The sequence below is a fragment of the Microbacterium maritypicum genome, assembly GCF_008868125.1.
Lineage (GTDB): Bacteria > Actinomycetota > Actinomycetes > Actinomycetales > Microbacteriaceae > Microbacterium > Microbacterium maritypicum.
In genome coordinates this window covers 455261-470733 of record NZ_WAAQ01000001.1, presented here as the reverse complement: position 1 = coordinate 470733, position 15473 = coordinate 455261, and the positions used below count along the sequence as shown (strand labels likewise).

The following is a 15473-nucleotide window of genomic DNA, read 5'->3' as shown; positions in this document are numbered from 1 at the left end:
GTTTCAGGGAAGCCGTGCCGCGTGGCCGGGAGACCAAGCGGCACGGACGTGGTGTCCTCGAGCGAGATCGTCATCGGCACCGTGTCGGGTGTTGGGGCGTTCGGCGATCAGGTCGATCCCGGCATCGGTCGCGACCAGGTAGCGGGTGGCCGGGCCGGTGTAGACGATTTCGCTGATCGTCCCGTCGAGAGCGACCTCGCCCGCGGCGAGCGTGCCCTCACGATCGATCAGCCGCATCCGCTCCGGACGCACGCTCATGGTTCGGCGGTCGCCGGTGAGGCGCTCGGCGAGGTCTCCGCCGATGAGGTTCGAGAGCCCGAGGAAGCGCGCGACGAACTCGGTCTGCGGGCGCTCGTAGACGTCGCGCGCGGTGCCGATCTGCTCGATCCGACCGCCGTTGAACACCGCGACCCGGTCGCTCAGTGTGAGCGCCTCCTCCTGGTCGTGGGTGACGAAGATGAAGGTGATGCCGACCTCGCGCTGGATCTGCTTGAGCTCGATCTGCATCTGCTCGCGGAGCTGCTTGTCGAGCGCGCCGAGCGGCTCGTCGAGCAGCAGCACCTGCGGACGCAGGATGAGCGCGCGGGCCAGGGCTATGCGTTGACGCTGGCCGCCGGAGAGCTGGTGCGGCAGGCGATCGGCCACGTGGTCGAGTCGCACCTGCTCCAGCGAGGTCTGCACCCGGGCGGCGCGGGCGGCTTTCCCCTCACCGCGGACGCGGAGACCGTAGCCGACGTTGTCGGCGATGGTCAGGTGCGGGAAGAGTGCGTAGTCCTGGAACACCGTGTTCACCGGACGTGCGTGCGGCGGCGTGCGTGTCACGTCCACGCCGGAGAGGCGGATGCTGCCACCGGTGACGTCCTCGAAGCCGGCGATCATGCGCAGCACCGTCGTCTTGCCCGAGCCCGAGGGCCCGAGCATCGACAGGAACTCCCCCGAGGCGACCTCGAGGTCGAGGTCGCGGACGGCGGTGAACTCGCCGAAGGATTTCGTGACGCTGCTCAGTGTCACCGTCCCGTCCGGGCGGGTGGCCTCGGGGGCTGCGGGTGCTGCGGGGGCCGTGGCGATCATCTTGCGCTCCTCGGATCGTCGTCGAACGGGGAAGATTCACCAAAACATATAAACCCAGAGGTAATATGTCAACAGGAACTTCTTGGGTATCGTGATCACGGAAGGGAGAATCGCAGGATGGCATCGAGCTCGACGACGCACCCGACGCACGCCTCCGCTGAGCGCTCCCTGGAACTCGAGCACGAACCCGAGCACGAGCAGCCGCACCGTCTTCAGGGCGCGCTGTTCCAGCCCATCGGCGATGAGGGACGGGCGGAGCTCGTCGAGCGCCGCCTCGTCGACGCCATCACCCGCGGACACCTCCGCGCCGGCGAGCGCCTCCCGTCGGAAGCCGATCTCAGCAAGAGTCTCGGCGTCGCTCCGGTGACCGTGCGCGAAGCACTCCTGGCTCTCCGCGGACGCGGCCTGGTCGTCACCCGCCGTGGGCGCAACGGGGGCAGCTTCGTCGCCGCGCACGCCGATCCCCTCACCTTCGCCAGAGAGGCCGTGCGCCGCACATCGCGCCTGGCCCTGCGCGACCTCGGCGCCCACTACGCCGCCATCACCGGAGCCTGCGTGCGCCTCGCGGCGCGACGCGCCGACCCCAGCGAGACGCAGCGGGTGCGTCGCCGGCTGGAGCGGATCGAGGAGCTCGACCCGGAAGCGCAGCGCCGTCTGCTCGACGACGTGCAGATCGAGATCGTCGCGTTGAGCCAGTCGGCGCGCCTCACCCGCGAGCAGATGAAGCTGCAGGCAGAGCTCTCGCCCTTCCTGCGTCTCGTCGCGCACGAGACAGAGAACCTTCGGCGCCAGGGAGCCCACCTGGCCGCCGTCATCGACGCCGTGGAGGCCGGGGATCCCGATGCCGCCGGGGCGAGGACCGAGCTCATGGCCGCCGAGACCATCGACGCGCTGATCCGGCTCCAGGCAGCGACCGGGTAGATCAGAGGACCAGCATCGACGTGCACAGGAGGACGCGATGAACACAGCAACCGACACCGCCATCCAGGCAGCAGCCGCGATCGTGGAGGACTACTTCACGGCGCCCGTGCGCACCCTGCTCGACTGGGTGGACCCGTTCGCCGCGGAGGTCTTCGACGCCAGGGCAGCCGGGCCGCTCACGCGCTCGAGGATCGACGCGCTCGTGGAACCGCATGCGTTGAGGACACTCGACCTCCCCGGCGTCCCGGTCTACGGCGCGGGCTTCATCGCCGCGATCGACCTCCTCTCCGATGCCCACAGCCATCTCGCGTGGTGGCAGGGTGAGGACCGCCGGCAGCTCGTGCTCGCCTCGCAGTCGCTGAACAAGGAGAACATCGACTACAGCGCCCTGGAGTGGTTCCGCGTGCCGATGGCCACCGGCGAACCGCACGTCGCCGGACCCTACGTCGACTACCTCTGCAGCGACGAGTACACGATCACGATCGCCGTCCCCGCCGAGGTCGACGGCCGTCGCATCGGCGTCGCCGGCCTCGACCTGCTCGTGTCGTGCGTCGAACAGGATCTGACGCACCGCTTCGCCGCCCTGGGGTGCGAGGTCACCCTGACCAACGGCGTCGGCCGCGTCGTGGTCTCGACCGATCCGCGCTGGGCAACCGGCGACTCGGTCCGCGGCAGCGGACTCGCCGACCTGCCGCGCGTGGCGTGCGCTGGCGTGGCCCTCGACGTCATCGTCGATCCGCGCTGACAGGTGCAGGCGTCGGAGGCACCGTGCACGATGGGATCATGACCGACGGCTACGACGTGGACTTCCTCGGCACGCGACTCCCCCTCCCTCTCCCCGCCCAGACCGTGCGCACACTCCCGTATCCCCGGTTCACGGTGCTGCTCGACCCCGAGCGGCGGCTCGCCGCGGTGACGGCCGTGAACATCGACGGCTCCACGCTGCAGAACCTGCCGCGCACCGGCGACTGGCGACTCGACGAGCGCCTTCCGCCCGATGAGCAGGCGGGGCCCGAGGTGTACGCCCGCAACGACCTCGATCGCGGGCACCTCGTGCGTCGACGCGACCCGGGGTGGGGAGCGGTCGCGACCGCGCGCGCGGCGAGCGAGGCGACGTTCTTCTATCCCAACGCCGCACCGCAGGCCGCCGGCTTCAACCAGTCGAAGCAGCTCTGGCTCGGCCTAGAAGACCACGTGCTCGCCTACGCCGAGACCACCGAGCAGCGCGTGTCGGTGTTCACCGCCCCGGTCCTCGCCGAGAACGATCCGAGCTACCGCGGCATCCGCGTGCCGCTCCGGTTCTGGAAGATCGCGGCCTGGCACGGCCACGACGGCCTTGCCGCAGCCGGCTTCGTGCTCGATCAGTCCGCCCTGGTCGACACACGGGAGGGGACGCTCGACGTCGCGCCGCTCGGCGGCTTCCGCACGTTCCAGGTGCCGATCGCCGACATCGCGGCGCTGACCGGCATCGACCTCGCCGCGATGATCACGGCCGACGTGCTCATGCGGCCGGGCGCCCGCGAGACCGCATGGCGGGCCCTCGACTCGGCGGGCGACATCGTGCTCTGATGCCGGTCACCCACCCCTGAGACCACGCCTGAGACAATGACGTGATGTACTCCGAGACACGCCTTCCCCACGGATCAGCGCTGTGGCGCTCCCGTGGCAGCGCGGGTGGGGGCCCCATCCCTGCAGACGGCTGCGTGGACCTGATACTGCGTGACGGTCGCGTCTCGGTGGCCGGTCCCTCCACGCGGTGGATCACGGCGGGTGGCGATGGGGCTGGCGACTCGTTCGGGTTCCGGTTGCCCCCTGGGCGCGCCGGCCACCTGCTCGGCCTCGACCTCGAGGAGATCGCCGACCAGCTCGTCCCTCTCGAAGACCTCACCTCCCACGGGCGTGCCGAGCGCCTGCGTGCGGCGATGGCGCCGTTCGCCGACGGCGCGCACTCCACGGGCGCGCTGTCCTCACTCGCAGTGCAGGCCTCGGAATCGAGCCGCTGGTCCGCCGCCGTGCACCGCTCGGCAGCGGCTGCCGAGCCGGCCGGCCGTGCCGCCGCGGGATACGGGACCTCGGAGCGCTCCTTCCGGAGGCGGATGCTCTCGACCTTCGGCTACGGATACGCCACGCTCGTGCGCCTCGAGCGCTCCCGCCGCGCACAGGCGCTGCTGCGACGAGGAGCACCCCTCGTCGCAGCCGCCGCCGAGGCCGGTTTCGCCGACCAGCCGCATCTCTCGCGCGAGTTCCGACGGCTGGTCGGTGTCAGTCCCGGTCAGTTCGTGGCGAGCTCCGCATAGAGGTCGACCGAGTTCCCGTCGGGATCGAGAAGCGTCGCGTAGCGCTGACCCCAGTGCGCGTCCCAGGGCTCGACGTGCGCCGTGTATCCGGCGCTCACGAGAGCGGCGAACGCGGCATCGACCTCCGCCGCCGTCCCCTTGTCGAAGGCGAGGGCGATGCGATGCCCACCGGTCGCCGGCACGAAGCCGGGGTCGAAACCACGGATCGTCTCGATCGTGTCCCAGGCGAGGGTCACGCCGTCATCGAGCTTCGCGTCTACGTGCGCAGCGTCGTCCTGGCCCTGCGCGATGTCGACGCCCAGGGCGCGGTAGAAGGCGAGGGAGGCCGCCATGTCGTGGGTCACGATGCCGATGAAGCCGAGTTTCAATGTCATGCCCCCACGCTACGACCGGTTCACGGACGCGGTCGTGAACAGAACGGCCACGCTGTCCTGCGCGACCTCAGACTCCGGCGCGCACCGACTCCAGCGACGGGTAGTCGCTGTATCCCTCCGCCGTCCGGCCGTAGAACAGCTCTGGCCGCGGCTCGTTGAGCTCCGCCCCCTGGATCCAACGCTCGACCAGGTCGGGGTTGGCGATCACGGGTCGGCCGACGGCGACGGCATCCGCCCATCCGTCGGCGACGAGGGCCTCGGCCTCATCCTTGGTGGTTTCGGTCGCGAAACCGGTGTTGACGATCAGAGGCGCGCCGCCTGTACGGCGGATGTGCTGCACGAGCTCACCGGCAGGGTGCGCGTTGAGCACGTCGATGAAGGCGAGACCGAGCGACGCGAGCCCTTCGGCGACGGCGGTGTAGGTGGCGAGGACATCCGCGTCGTCCTCCTCCAGCACGCCCTGGATGTTGTGCTGCGGCGAGAGACGGATGCCGGTGCGGTCGGCGCCGACGGCCGCGGCGACGGCCGCGGTGACCTCGATCGCGAAGCGGGCGCGGTTCTCGGGCGACCCGCCGTAGCGGTCATCACGGATGTTCGACACCGGAGACAGGAACTCGTGCACGAGATAGCCGTTCGCACCGTGCACCTCGACGCCGTCGAACCCGGCCGCGATCGCGTTGCGCGCCGCCTGGGCGAACTGCTCGATCACCTCGGGGATCTCGTCGAGGGTGAGCGCGTGTGCGACGGGGAGGTCTGCCTTGCCCTCGGGCGTGCGCGTCTGTCCGGGCGCGGCGAGCGCGCTGGGTGCGACGACCCGCGGCTCCCCCGAGATCGCGGGGTGGCCCACACGGCCGCCGTGCATGAGCTGCATGACGATCGTTCCGCCCGCATCGTGGACCGCCGCGGTGATCGGCTTCCACCCCTCGATCTGCGCGGGTGTCACGATGCCCGGCTGTCCGGGATACGACTTGCCCTCGACCGCCGGCCACGTGCCCTCGGAGATGATGAGTCCCTGCCCGGCACGCTGGCGGTAGTACTCCGCCATGGTGGTGGTCGGAACACCGTCGTCGTCGGCACGGGTGCGGGTGAGAGGCGCCATCACGACGCGGTTGGACAGCTGCAGGGCGCCGAAGACGGCCGGTTCGTAGAGACTCACAGAGGGAGGTAAGGCGCGAGCGGTGCGCCGTATTCCCGCGGCTGCTTCCGCCCGGTCGGTTCCCGTCAGCCGCCGAGGCCGGCGAGCAGGTCGGCGAAGTGGTCGAGGTCGGCGGCGGTCCAGTTGCGCAGCCTCTCACCGATGCGACCCTCATAGCGCGAGCGGGCGAGAGCCACCCGCTCCTGGGCGAGTTCTGTGGCCACGAGCACGCGGGCCCTGCGGTCCTCGGGGTCGGGCACGCTCTCGACGAGTCCCAGCTGTTCGAGCTGTCGCACCTGGCGGCTCACCGCCGACTTGTCGGTCTGCAGCCGTTCGATGATCGCGCCGGCCGAGGTCGCCTTGCCCGTCGCGATGGAGGTCAGCACCTGGTAGCCGAGCGGCTGCAGGTCGGGATGCACGGTGGCGGCGGCTTCCCGCCAGCCGATGCGGATCCGCGCGAAGAGCCGTCCGAGTTCCTGCTCCACTCTGGTGACAGCCTGATCGAGGTCGTCGTCTCCCAGGCGGCCCGGCGCTGACGCGGATGCGGGGGTCTCGGAGGGGGCGTCGGAGGAGGCGCTCATGATCGCCAGTGTACGGCGAAGCCCCGCTGTCGATCGGGACAGCGGGGCTTCGAGTCACACCTCGGCGAGCAGCCGGAAGGCCTTGGAGGCCGCCCTGATCTCCTCGGGCGTCAGCTCGTCGATCACGGCCTGGAGACGGGAGCCGTAGTCGCGGCGCACCTCGGCGAGTGCGCTGCAGGCCGAGGCCGTCGCGCTCAGCACCCGGAGCCGCCCGTCGCGCTCATCGGGTCGGGACTCGAGAAGCCCCAGCTCCTCGAGCATCCGCACCTGACGACTGATCACCGACTTGTCCATCTCGAACCGCTCGGCGAGCTCATGCGCGTTCGCGGTGCCCGCCCGATCGATGAACGTGAGCAGCTTGTAGCCGCCCACCTGAAGCTCCGGATGGACCCGGGCCGCGGATTCCCTCCACAGCGACCGGGTCCTCGCGAAGATGAGGTTCAGGTGCGCCTGGAGGTCGCCGAGAGCACTGTCGACATCCGACGGCGCGACCGCTGCCGAGGCCACGACCTCAGCGCTCCCCGTCCCGGTCTTCGCGTTCACGGTCTTCGCGCTCGAGAACGCGGACCGAACCGGTCGTGGGCCCGCTGCTCGCGCCCTGAATCCGGATGGATCCGGTGGAGAGCGAGGCTCCGACCTCGGCCTCGGAGACCTCGATCACCGACTCCTCGGCCTGCTCGAGCATCTGCTCGGCGGCGTTCTTCGTCGACAGCGGCTTGTTCTTGATGAACGCGATCGCGATGATGGCGATCACGGCGAGCGGAATCGCGATGATGAAGGAGTCCGCGATGCCGTGACCGTAGGCGCTCTCGACGATCGCGCGGATCGTATCGGGCAGCTGACCGACCTTCGGGACGTCGCCGGAGGCGAGGTGCTCGAGCGCGTCGATCTCGGCCGGCGTGGAGGGCACGAAGCCGTCGAGGGCGTCGGTGATGTAGTTCGCGACACTGGTCGACAGCAGCGAACCCATCACGGTGACGCCGATGGTGCCGGCGATCGTGCGGAAGAAGTTGACGTTCGACGAGGCGGCACCCAGCTGCTGCGGCGCGGTGTCGTTCTGCACGATGAGCGTGAGGTTCTGCATGACCATGCCGAGGCCGGCGCCGAGCACGAACATGTACACGGCCACGAGCGGGAACGGGGTGTCGTAGCGCAGGGTTGCCATCAGGCTGACGCCGATCGTCGTGAGGATCGAGCCCGTGACCATCCAGCCCTTCCACTTGCCGAAGCGACTCACGAGCTGGCCGATGATGATCGACGCCCCCATCTGGCCGATGATCATCGGGATGGTCATGAGGCCCGACTCGGTGGGCGTGGCGCCACGGGCGAGCTGGAAGTACTGCGCGAGGAACACCGACGTGGCGAACATCGAGACGCCGATGGCGATCGAAGCGATGACCGACAGGGTGAAGGTGCGGTTGCGGAACAGCGACATCGGCACGATCGGTTCCTTGACGAAGAACTCCACCGTGATGAACGCGGCGATCGCGACGCCGGCGGTGACCACAAGCATGATGCTCGTCGAGGAGTCCCAGTCGAACTGGTTGCCGCCCATGGAGACCCAGATGAGCAGGGTCGAGACGCCGACGGCGAGGAGCACGATGCCGAAGTAGTCGATCGAGACCTTGGTGTCTCGCTGGGGCTTGGGCAGGTGCAGCGTGAACTGCAGCAGCACGAGGGCGAGGATCGCGAAGGGCACGCCGACGAAGAAGTTGGAGCGCCAGCCCCATACGTCGGTGAGGAGTCCTCCGAGCAGAGGGCCGCCGATGGTGCCCAGGGCCATGATGCCGCCGACGACGCCCATGTACTTGCCGCGCTCACGCGGGGAGATGATGAGGGCCACGGCGATCATGACGAGCGACATCAGGCCGCCGACGCCGATGCCCTGGACGACGCGCACAGCGATGAGCATGTTCGTATCGGTCGAGAAGCCGGCGATCACGGTGCCGACCGTGAAGAGGATGAGGGAGATCTGGACCAGGACCTTGCGGTCGACCAGGTCGGCGAGCTTGCCCCAGATCGGGGTGGAGACGGCGGTGGCCAGAAGGCTCGCGGTGATGACCCAGGTGTACTGGGACTGCGTGCCGCCGAGGTCGGCGATGATGACCGGCATCGAGGTCGACACGACCGTGCCCGAGAGCACGGCGACGAACATACCGACGACGAGACCGGAGATCGCGGTGAAGACCTCGCGGGCCGAACGGGTCGTCTCAGGGGGTGCGGATGGGGTGTCTGTCACGGGGTGGCGCTCCTGCGTAGAAAGTTGATCGAGGTCAACCATACGCCTTTAGTTGCCAAAGTGCAACTAAAGGCGAGACACTCCCGATGTGCTTCTGCACGAGGGAGCCGAGGGGTAGCTTGTGAGCGTGTCGACAGATTCGAGGAGCGAGCGGGCATCCCGCACCCCGGCCTCCCTCGACGCGGCCATCGGCGACATCGACTGGACGACGCCTCCCCCCGGGTCGGTGCGGTCGCGGTTCTCCGCCCCGAGCGGTGAGCTGTCCGTGATCTCGATCGGCGACCCGGGACATCCGCGGGTGGTACTGGTGCCGGGGGCGACGGGGTCCAAGGAGGACTTCGCTCTGATCCTGCCGCTGCTGGCGGAGGCCGGCTACTTCGTGCAGTCGTTCGACCTCGCTGGGCAGTACGAGTCGCACGCCGCCGGTGCGAACTCCGCCTACACCTACGGGCTGTTCATCGGCGACCTGGTCGCATTCCTCGAAGCGGGCACACCCGCACATCTGCTGGGGTATTCGTTCGCCGGCACGGTTGCTCAGCTGGTCGCCGTCCACCGCCGGGACCTCGTGCTCTCCCTCGCGCTGCTCACCACACCTCCGGGGTCCGGCAACGTGTTCGCGAGCATGAAGTGGCTGGGTCCCCTCGCCCCGATCGCGAGCCCACGGCGCGGAGCCGGCCTCATGATCTGGGGGATCGTGACGAACAAAAACCGGGTCCCACCCCGACGGTTGGAGTTCGTGCGCTCACGGTTCGCGCTCACGAGCAGGCGCAGCGTCGACGAGATCGTCGGCCTCATGATGATCGCGCCCGATGTGCGCAGCCGCGTGCGGGATCTGCCCGTGCCCAAGCTCGTCGTCGCCGGGTCGCATGACCTGTGGCCCCTCGCCGCCCACGAGCAGTACGCCCGCGACATCGACGCCGAGTTCCGCTCGTATGCGACCGGCCACAGCCCGAGCGAGACCACCCCGCATCAGCTCGCCGCCGACCTGCTCGATCTCTACGCGCGGGCTCGCGACTGAGCCACCGACGGCGTCACCGGCCGACCGAAGAGCGCTCGGCCTCGCGGCGAGCCTGGCGCCGCCGGTGCAGAGGCTCTTCCGACAGGTGCAGCCGCACGGTGGGCACCACATAGCTCAACCGCCGTCGGAGCGACGCCCAGTCCTGGAACGGCCGCGCCGAGACCTCGACCACGAGGCTTCGATCGCGCAGCACCGTCATCCCCGGCCGCACGTGGAACGACAGGTCGAAGTCGTCGTGGATGTTCTGCTCCTCGCGGTGCACCTCCCCGCTCAGCATCCGCCAGGCGGCGGCGCGCATCGCCATGTTCGATCCGTAGAGGGGCGCATGCCCGAGAAGCGGACCCATCGCGGCGTACATGCCGCCGATGTAGAGGTGCGCCCCCATCCAGTGCACCAGGGGCGTCGCACCGTAGAAGCGCGGCTCCCCCGTGACGAAGTCGACGTCGCCGCGGGTGCGGAACGTCCGCTCGATCCGCGCGATCCAATCCGGCCCCGGGCGGGAATCGGCGTCGAGCCGGGCGATGATGTCGCCCGTCGCCGCGTCGTAGCCGGCCGCCGATGCGCGAGGAATCCCCCGGATCGGCTCGCTCACGACCCGTGCGCCGAACCGCTCGGCGACGGCGGCCGTGTCATCGCTGCTGCCGTTGTCGACGATCACGATCTCGTCGGCCTTCCGGGTCTGCCGGGCGAGGGCGCTCAGACACACCTCAAGCAGGCGGGCGTCGTCGCGCACCGGGATGACGACGGAGACGGAACGCGGGAACTCGGTCGTCATCGTTCTCCTCCCCTGCACGGCTCGGCACTCAGACACAGTCTCCACCGTGGACGACCTCGCCGGGCGATTGAGCGAGGATGGTCGCCGATGTCGAGGCACAGGCTCACGTCTGCTCTAACCGAAGAGCGCCTACGCAGGCTGCTCTAGCCGGAGAGCACCAGCGCGCACAGCCTGGTCGAACACGATTCTGGCATCAGACGACCATAGGGTCGAGCCAATGTAGCCACGACTATTCCAGCCGGATTATCGAGTGCCGGTCGCGGACACGGGGCGAGATTCTGTGCGGCATCGAAGGTGATGGTCGTGGCTGGGAGCACCCACTGGGCGAGGCTCCCGTGCCCTTCGAGAACCCCACCCCCGCGATCAGGGTTTGAGCCCGAGGTTGTAAAGATGGCCGTTCGTCGAAGTTCCAGGCATCGTAGTCGGCCATGCCCCGTAGGGTACTGCGACATATCGCCCATTGCCTCCTGGATCCGCGAGCACCCGCAGCGATGGCGAGTCTGACCAGATAGCGATCCAGTAGGCGGTCCCGACAGTCAGATCCACGCCCGAGGTCAACGACAATGTGTTGATGCCGGCGGCATAGTCGGAGAGCTCTGATGTCTGCGCCAGGAGGGTCCCCGGAGATCCGGCGATATCCGAATACACCGCGGCCTTGAGGCGCCCCGTGCCAGCGTTCGCTATTTGGGCTTCGATGTGTCCAGCGGTGCCGCTGTCGACCGCCACGTATCTCCCGACGCTCAGGTCCTGACCGGTCCAGTCAGCGCCGCTCGCCGTGGCCGCATTACCTGCCAGAGTCGTCGGCGAGGGCGACATCGCCTGCCATAGCTGGAACTCGGACAGCCCGACATTCAGCGTTGTCGATGATACCGAGTTGATCGTGAACCGAACGCTTGTCGTCGACCGTGCGGGAAACGACACCCCGAACGCCGAGCCATCGTTGGGGAGCGCACCCACCGCGACGACCGATCCGTCGGAGAACGCAAGCGTGCCCGAGAGAACGTTGTCGTTGGGATTCGGTCTGTCGTAGAGAGTCACGCGGCTGACCGTTGATGCCGACGGCAGCGACATCTGCACCCAGCTGCCAGCTGCTCCGCCGATGGTAGCCCATTCGGCGTATTGGTCGGCCGGATATCCCCCGATGACGCCGTCGGCTACGTTTGCGGCGCTCTGGCCACTTGCCGTGTTCTGCGACGATGATGTCACCGTGGCAAGTTCCGCGAGATTGCCGCTGATTGAGTTGTTCGTTGTGTACTGCCGCCTCAGCCACTGATCGGAGCCATCGGCGGCACACGCGGCCGGAGTTCCGCACGTGTTCGAGTCGTATGGCGTGTATGCGTAGTACGCGGCCTCTTTGCCCAGAAGATCGCCGCCTCCCACGTTGGCAGGCTTGCCGACGACGTCGTACCCCTGATACGAGCGCAGTACGTGAGGTGCTGCGTACGCGAGCTGGGCTTGTCGAGTGAAGAACGCGGTCGTGAGGTGATCAGGGTGATCGGGGCCACCGTAGGAACCCTGCGTATTTTGGGTAGCGATCACGGAGGGCTTCGCCTCATTCATCAGCGCCAACAGGCTGGCAATGAGCGTGTCGCGCGTGTACGTCGCCGAGCCGTCGACCGCGGTGATCGTCGATTGGGCACCCGTCCACAGCTTCCGGATGCTCTGATCTCCCGTGACGGGATACCCAAGGCCGTCGGGGAAGCCGCCGTCGGGTAACCGGAGATAGGTCAGCGTGACACGCGGGTTCTCATCGAGAGTAGCTCTTCGAAGGGTGGAGCCACCGATCGTTGTATTCGTATATGTCCAGCTATTGCTAACACCGCTCAGCACCGAGTATCCCGCCTCGGCGCCTTTTTCTCGGGACGTCGCATATGCATTTCCCTTGCCCGCGTCACCTGCGGTGACGAAAACGGTCGTCACGCACATCTTCGACCCCACATCATGAGCGAGCTGCGGATTGGTGAAGAAGAGCGTGTCGTCCTGATGCGCCACAACATACATCGAGCTGCCCGCAGCGCAGTCGCCAGAAAGGGGCGATGCGGAAGCGGGTCCTGCTACCGCCGACGCGATAAGTCCCGCTACTCCGAGAACGACAGGAATTGCCCAACGGTGCTTCTTCACTAGCTTCCTCTCACATACTGGCGAGACCTGGCACAGTCATAAGAAACAGCCGGCCCCTTGAATGCAAGGCGTCCGACAGTAAGGAACACCGTCGAGATATCGTGGCGACGGAGGACTGAAAGCTCACGGGCGCGGGCGGTCCTAGCGCTTGAACAAAGCATGGCATACCAAAGACATGTGAAGACGCCCAAGTTGCAGATCAGACCAATCGACCGAAGCGGCGACGACAAGGTGCCTGTGCTTGGGATGTCGAGCGCGCGGGCGGCCGCCGGCGCGCAGGCCGCCTAGTACACGGTCCCCATCGCCTCGCGCACCTCGTCGAGGGTCGCGTCGGCGATGTCACGGGCGCGCTCGTTCCCGCGCCGGAGGACGGAGCGCACGAGGTCGGGATCCGCAGCGAATCCTCGGCGCCGTTCTCTCAGGGGCGCGAGGAACTCGTTCACGGCGGTGGCGGCGAGCGTCTTCAACTCGCTGCTGCCACCGTCGCCGATGCGATCCGCCAGCTCCTCCGGCGCGACGTCGAGGCACAGCGCGGTCGTCGACAGCAGCGCCGAGACGCCCGGCCGATGCTCCGGATCGAACGTGATCCGCCGATCCTGATCCGTTCGGGCACGGCGGATCGCGGCGACGGTCTCGTCCGCCGTCATCGACAGGGCGATCGCGTTGCCGTAGCTCTTCGACATCTTCCGGCCGTCGAGCCCCGGCACCTCCGGGGTCGCGGTGATCAGCGCATCGGGAACCGGGAAGATCGGGCCGTAGCGCTCGTTGAACCGTCGGGCGATCACCCGCGTCATCTCCACGTGCGGCAGATTGTCCTTTCCCACCGGCACCAGGTTGCCCTTGCAGAACAGGATGTCGGCGGCCTGATGCACCGGATAGGTCAGCAGCAGCCCGCTCAGCGCACGCCCCGAGGCCTCGAGCTCCGACTTGACCGTGGGGTTGCGGTGCAGCTCGGCCTCGGTGACGAGACTGAGGAACGGCAGCAGCAACTGGTTCAGCGCAGGGACCGACGAGTGCGTGAAGACCGTCGTCCGCTCCGGGTCGATCCCGGCTGCAAGGTAGTCGAGAACGGCCCCGTGCACGTTGTCGCGCACGTGCGCCGTCGTATCCCGGTCGGTGATGACCTGGTAGTCGGCGAGCACGAGGAACGTCTCGACCCCCGCCTCCTGCAGCCGCACCCGCTCCCGGATGGTCCCGAAATAGTGCCCGAGGTGAAGCGCCCCGGTCGGGCGCTCGCCCGTGAGCACACGGAACCTCTCCGGGTGCCGGGCCACGGCGTCGGCGACCTCCGTCGATCGCTGCGCGGTCGCGGTGAACGAATCCATCTGTCTCTCCCTGAATCGGGAGCCGCACGGAGTTCTCGGGTGCTGTCACGAACTGCCGTGCAGCCCGTGAACATGCTTCAACCGGCTGCTATCGCAGCCACCACCATGCGGAGCGGTTGAAGTTCATGCCACAGATGCTATCGCGCACCGCGACCGCGGGCTCACGGGGTGAGCCGGTGCAGGTCGCGCGGGAAGAGCGTCACCTCCCGGATGTTCGACGCCCCGATGAGTCGCGACACCCAGCGCTCCAGACCGATCGCGAACCCTCCGTGCGGCGGCATGCCGTGCGCGAAGGCCGAGAGGTAGGAAGCGTACGCGTCGGGCGACTCGCCCCGCGCCTCGATGGCGGCGACGTAGTCGGAGTACCGATGCCGTCGCTGCCCACCGGTCACGAGCTCGAGGCCGCGGAAGATCAGGTCGAAGCTGTTGCTCCACCGCGGGTCGTCCGGCTGCGGGTGCGTGCAGAAGGGCCGCTTGCGCATCGGGTACCCCTCGACCGCGATCACGTCGCTGCCGTACCGCTGCTGGGCCCACTCGCCGAGGGCGCGCTCGTGCGCCGGTGCCAGGTCGGGCTCGTCATCCGGGGCTCCGACCCGCCGCAGCGCGTCCTGGAAGTGGATCACCGGGATCTCGTCGGGGATCGCGGGAAGCGCGAGGCCGAGGCGCGCGACCGCGTCCCCGCTCTCGGTGCGGATGCTCTCGATCATGCCGAGCAGCACCCGGTGCAGCAGCGCGAGCACATCGCGGTGGTCGCGGATGAAGCCGAGCTCGGCGTCGAGGGAGACGTACTCGGCGAGATGACGCACCGTGTCGTGCGGTTCCGCGCGGAACACGGGGCCCGTCTCGTAGACGCGCTCGAAGACGCCGACGAGCTGCTGCTTGAAGAACTGCGGACTCTGCGCGAGGTAAGCGGTCGTGCCGAAGTAGTCGACCGGGAACACGTTCGCTCCCGACTCCGTCACAGAGTCGACGAGCTTCGGCGTCTGGATCTCGGTGAATCCCTCGGCGTCGAGCGTGCGACGGAATCCGCGCAGGCTCGCCGCAGCCAGCTCCCACTTCGCACGCTGAGCGGGATGCCGCCAGGTCACCGCCGCATGGTCGAGCACCGTGGGAAGCGCGGCGTCGAGAGTGGGCCGCCACAGCTCGACCACCGGGGTGCGGGCGGGCTCCGAGAGCAGGGTGATCTCGGGTGCTGTCACCTCGATGCCACCGGGGGCGTGCGCGTTCGCGGTCGCGGTGCCTTCGATGCGCACGACCGTCTCCTCTCCGGGCAGACCGGCCGTCGGGAGCTGCTCGGGTCGGAACACGATCTGCGCGAGTCCTGTGCGGTCGCGCAGGATCAGGAACGATACGGTGGCGAGTTCCCTGCGCCGGTGCACGTGTCCCATGAGGGTGATCCGTACGCCAGGGGGCGTGTCGGGAAGCTGAGTGGCGAGAGTGCGAGCGGGGTCGGTCGGCGACATGATTCCTCCAGGTGGCGAAAGCCCTGGAGGTGCGGGCGGGGGCTAGATCGCGGTGCCACCACACCTTCGCCGATCGCTCATCGGCCTCTCGTCGATACGCCGGACGCGCGAGCCGCCACCTGCCCCTGAGGGCCGGGGGTCGTCACTCCCCCC

15 protein-coding genes are annotated in these 15473 nt (G+C 68.4%); 5 read left to right on the top strand and 10 right to left on the bottom strand.

Annotated elements, in window-relative coordinates; translation table 11 throughout:
- Positions 1–3 precede the first annotated feature (3 nt).
- Positions 4–1071: an ABC transporter ATP-binding protein gene (locus F6W70_RS02280; protein WP_055865853.1), complete on the bottom strand. Its 1068-nt coding sequence runs from the start codon at positions 1069–1071 to the stop codon at positions 4–6.
- Between the two features lie 117 nt (positions 1072–1188).
- On the opposite strand from F6W70_RS02280, the gene F6W70_RS02275 reads away from it, so the two are divergent.
- Genes F6W70_RS02275 through F6W70_RS02260 form a run of 4 tightly spaced genes read left to right on the top strand, consistent with a single transcriptional unit; the run spans position 1189 to position 4289 of the window.
- Positions 1189–1992, top strand: coding sequence for a FadR/GntR family transcriptional regulator (locus F6W70_RS02275; RefSeq protein ID WP_055874353.1), 804 nt, complete (start codon positions 1189–1191; stop codon positions 1990–1992).
- A 37-nt stretch (positions 1993–2029) separates the two neighbouring features.
- The gene (locus F6W70_RS02270; RefSeq protein ID WP_151485816.1) at positions 2030–2737 is read left to right on the top strand and encodes a cache domain-containing protein; all 708 of its coding nucleotides are present in this window, start codon (positions 2030–2032) and stop codon (positions 2735–2737) included.
- Positions 2738–2775: 38 nt separating this feature from the next.
- Positions 2776–3561 (top strand): DNA/RNA non-specific endonuclease, encoded by a 786-nt coding sequence (locus tag F6W70_RS02265; RefSeq protein ID WP_151485815.1) that lies wholly within the window; start codon positions 2776–2778, stop codon positions 3559–3561.
- A gap of 44 nt (positions 3562–3605) precedes the next feature.
- On the top strand, positions 3606–4289 hold the full coding sequence (locus F6W70_RS02260; RefSeq protein ID WP_151485814.1) for a helix-turn-helix domain-containing protein: 684 nt from the start codon (positions 3606–3608) through the stop codon (positions 4287–4289).
- Here the strand turns inward: F6W70_RS02260 and F6W70_RS02255 are convergent.
- The 5 genes from F6W70_RS02255 to F6W70_RS02235 all read right to left on the bottom strand — a co-directional run bounded on the left by F6W70_RS02255 (position 4265) and on the right by F6W70_RS02235 (position 8618).
- Positions 4265–4663 carry a VOC family protein gene (locus F6W70_RS02255; RefSeq protein ID WP_151485813.1) on the bottom strand — a complete coding sequence of 133 codons (399 nt, stop codon included), beginning with the start codon at positions 4661–4663 and terminating at the stop codon, positions 4265–4267. The genes F6W70_RS02260 and F6W70_RS02255 overlap by 25 nt on opposite strands.
- Positions 4664–4730: 67 nt before the next feature.
- Positions 4731–5819, bottom strand: a complete 1089-nt coding sequence (locus F6W70_RS02250; RefSeq protein ID WP_151485812.1) for an alkene reductase — start codon at positions 5817–5819, stop codon at positions 4731–4733.
- 65 nt (positions 5820–5884) lie between these two features.
- Entirely contained in the window at positions 5885–6379 is a 495-nt protein-coding gene (locus tag F6W70_RS02245; RefSeq protein ID WP_017829344.1) for a MarR family winged helix-turn-helix transcriptional regulator, read from the bottom strand.
- A 54-nt stretch (positions 6380–6433) separates the two neighbouring features.
- Positions 6434–6922, bottom strand: a complete 489-nt coding sequence (locus tag F6W70_RS02240; protein ID WP_055874372.1) for a MarR family winged helix-turn-helix transcriptional regulator — start codon at positions 6920–6922, stop codon at positions 6434–6436.
- Complete coding sequence (locus F6W70_RS02235; protein WP_082524276.1) at positions 6891–8618, bottom strand: DHA2 family efflux MFS transporter permease subunit; 1728 nt, start codon at positions 8616–8618, stop codon at positions 6891–6893. Before F6W70_RS02235 ends, F6W70_RS02240 begins: the two co-directional genes overlap by 32 nt.
- Before the next feature lie 121 nt (positions 8619–8739).
- Here F6W70_RS02235 and F6W70_RS02230 point away from each other — a divergent pair, with 121 nt between their 5' ends.
- On the top strand, positions 8740–9636 hold the full coding sequence (locus F6W70_RS02230; protein ID WP_151485811.1) for an alpha/beta fold hydrolase: 897 nt from the start codon (positions 8740–8742) through the stop codon (positions 9634–9636).
- Positions 9637–9649: 13 nt separating this feature from the next.
- Here the strand turns inward: F6W70_RS02230 and F6W70_RS02225 are convergent, their stop codons facing one another.
- The 4 genes from F6W70_RS02225 to aspS form a co-directional block, all read right to left on the bottom strand.
- A complete protein-coding gene (locus tag F6W70_RS02225; RefSeq protein WP_151485810.1) occupies positions 9650–10411 on the bottom strand; it encodes a glycosyltransferase family 2 protein in 762 nt (253 codons plus the stop codon).
- 363 nt (positions 10412–10774) lie between these two features.
- The gene (locus F6W70_RS02220) at positions 10775–12532 is read right to left on the bottom strand and encodes a PIG-L family deacetylase (protein ID WP_151485809.1); all 1758 of its coding nucleotides are present in this window, start codon (positions 12530–12532) and stop codon (positions 10775–10777) included.
- A 284-nt stretch (positions 12533–12816) separates the two neighbouring features.
- Entirely contained in the window at positions 12817–13857 is a 1041-nt protein-coding gene (trpS, locus tag F6W70_RS02215; RefSeq protein ID WP_151485808.1) for a tryptophan--tRNA ligase, read from the bottom strand.
- Between the two features lie 161 nt (positions 13858–14018).
- On the bottom strand, positions 14019–15320 hold the full coding sequence (gene aspS / locus F6W70_RS02210; protein ID WP_151485807.1) for an aspartate--tRNA(Asn) ligase: 1302 nt from the start codon (positions 15318–15320) through the stop codon (positions 14019–14021).
- Positions 15321–15473 lie beyond the last annotated feature (153 nt).

Bases quoted from the DNA above. Each gene is read 5' to 3' on its own strand.
- F6W70_RS02280 (WP_055865853.1), bottom strand. From the start codon at position 1,071: ATGATCGCCACGGCCCCCGCAGCACCCGCAGCCCCCGAGGCCACCCGC.
- F6W70_RS02275 (WP_055874353.1), top strand. From the start codon at position 1,189: ATGGCATCGAGCTCGACGACGCACCCGACGCACGCCTCCGCTGAGCGC.
- F6W70_RS02270 (WP_151485816.1), top strand. From the start codon at position 2,030: ATGAACACAGCAACCGACACCGCCATCCAGGCAGCAGCCGCGATCGTG.
- F6W70_RS02265 (WP_151485815.1), top strand. From the start codon at position 2,776: ATGACCGACGGCTACGACGTGGACTTCCTCGGCACGCGACTCCCCCTC.
- F6W70_RS02260 (WP_151485814.1), top strand. From the start codon at position 3,606: ATGTACTCCGAGACACGCCTTCCCCACGGATCAGCGCTGTGGCGCTCC.
- F6W70_RS02255 (WP_151485813.1), bottom strand. From the start codon at position 4,663: ATGACATTGAAACTCGGCTTCATCGGCATCGTGACCCACGACATGGCG.
- F6W70_RS02245 (WP_017829344.1), bottom strand. From the start codon at position 6,379: ATGAGCGCCTCCTCCGACGCCCCCTCCGAGACCCCCGCATCCGCGTCA.
- F6W70_RS02225 (WP_151485810.1), bottom strand. From the start codon at position 10,411: ATGACGACCGAGTTCCCGCGTTCCGTCTCCGTCGTCATCCCGGTGCGC.
- trpS (WP_151485808.1), bottom strand. From the start codon at position 13,857: ATGGATTCGTTCACCGCGACCGCGCAGCGATCGACGGAGGTCGCCGAC.
- aspS (WP_151485807.1), bottom strand. From the start codon at position 15,320: ATGTCGCCGACCGACCCCGCTCGCACTCTCGCCACTCAGCTTCCCGAC.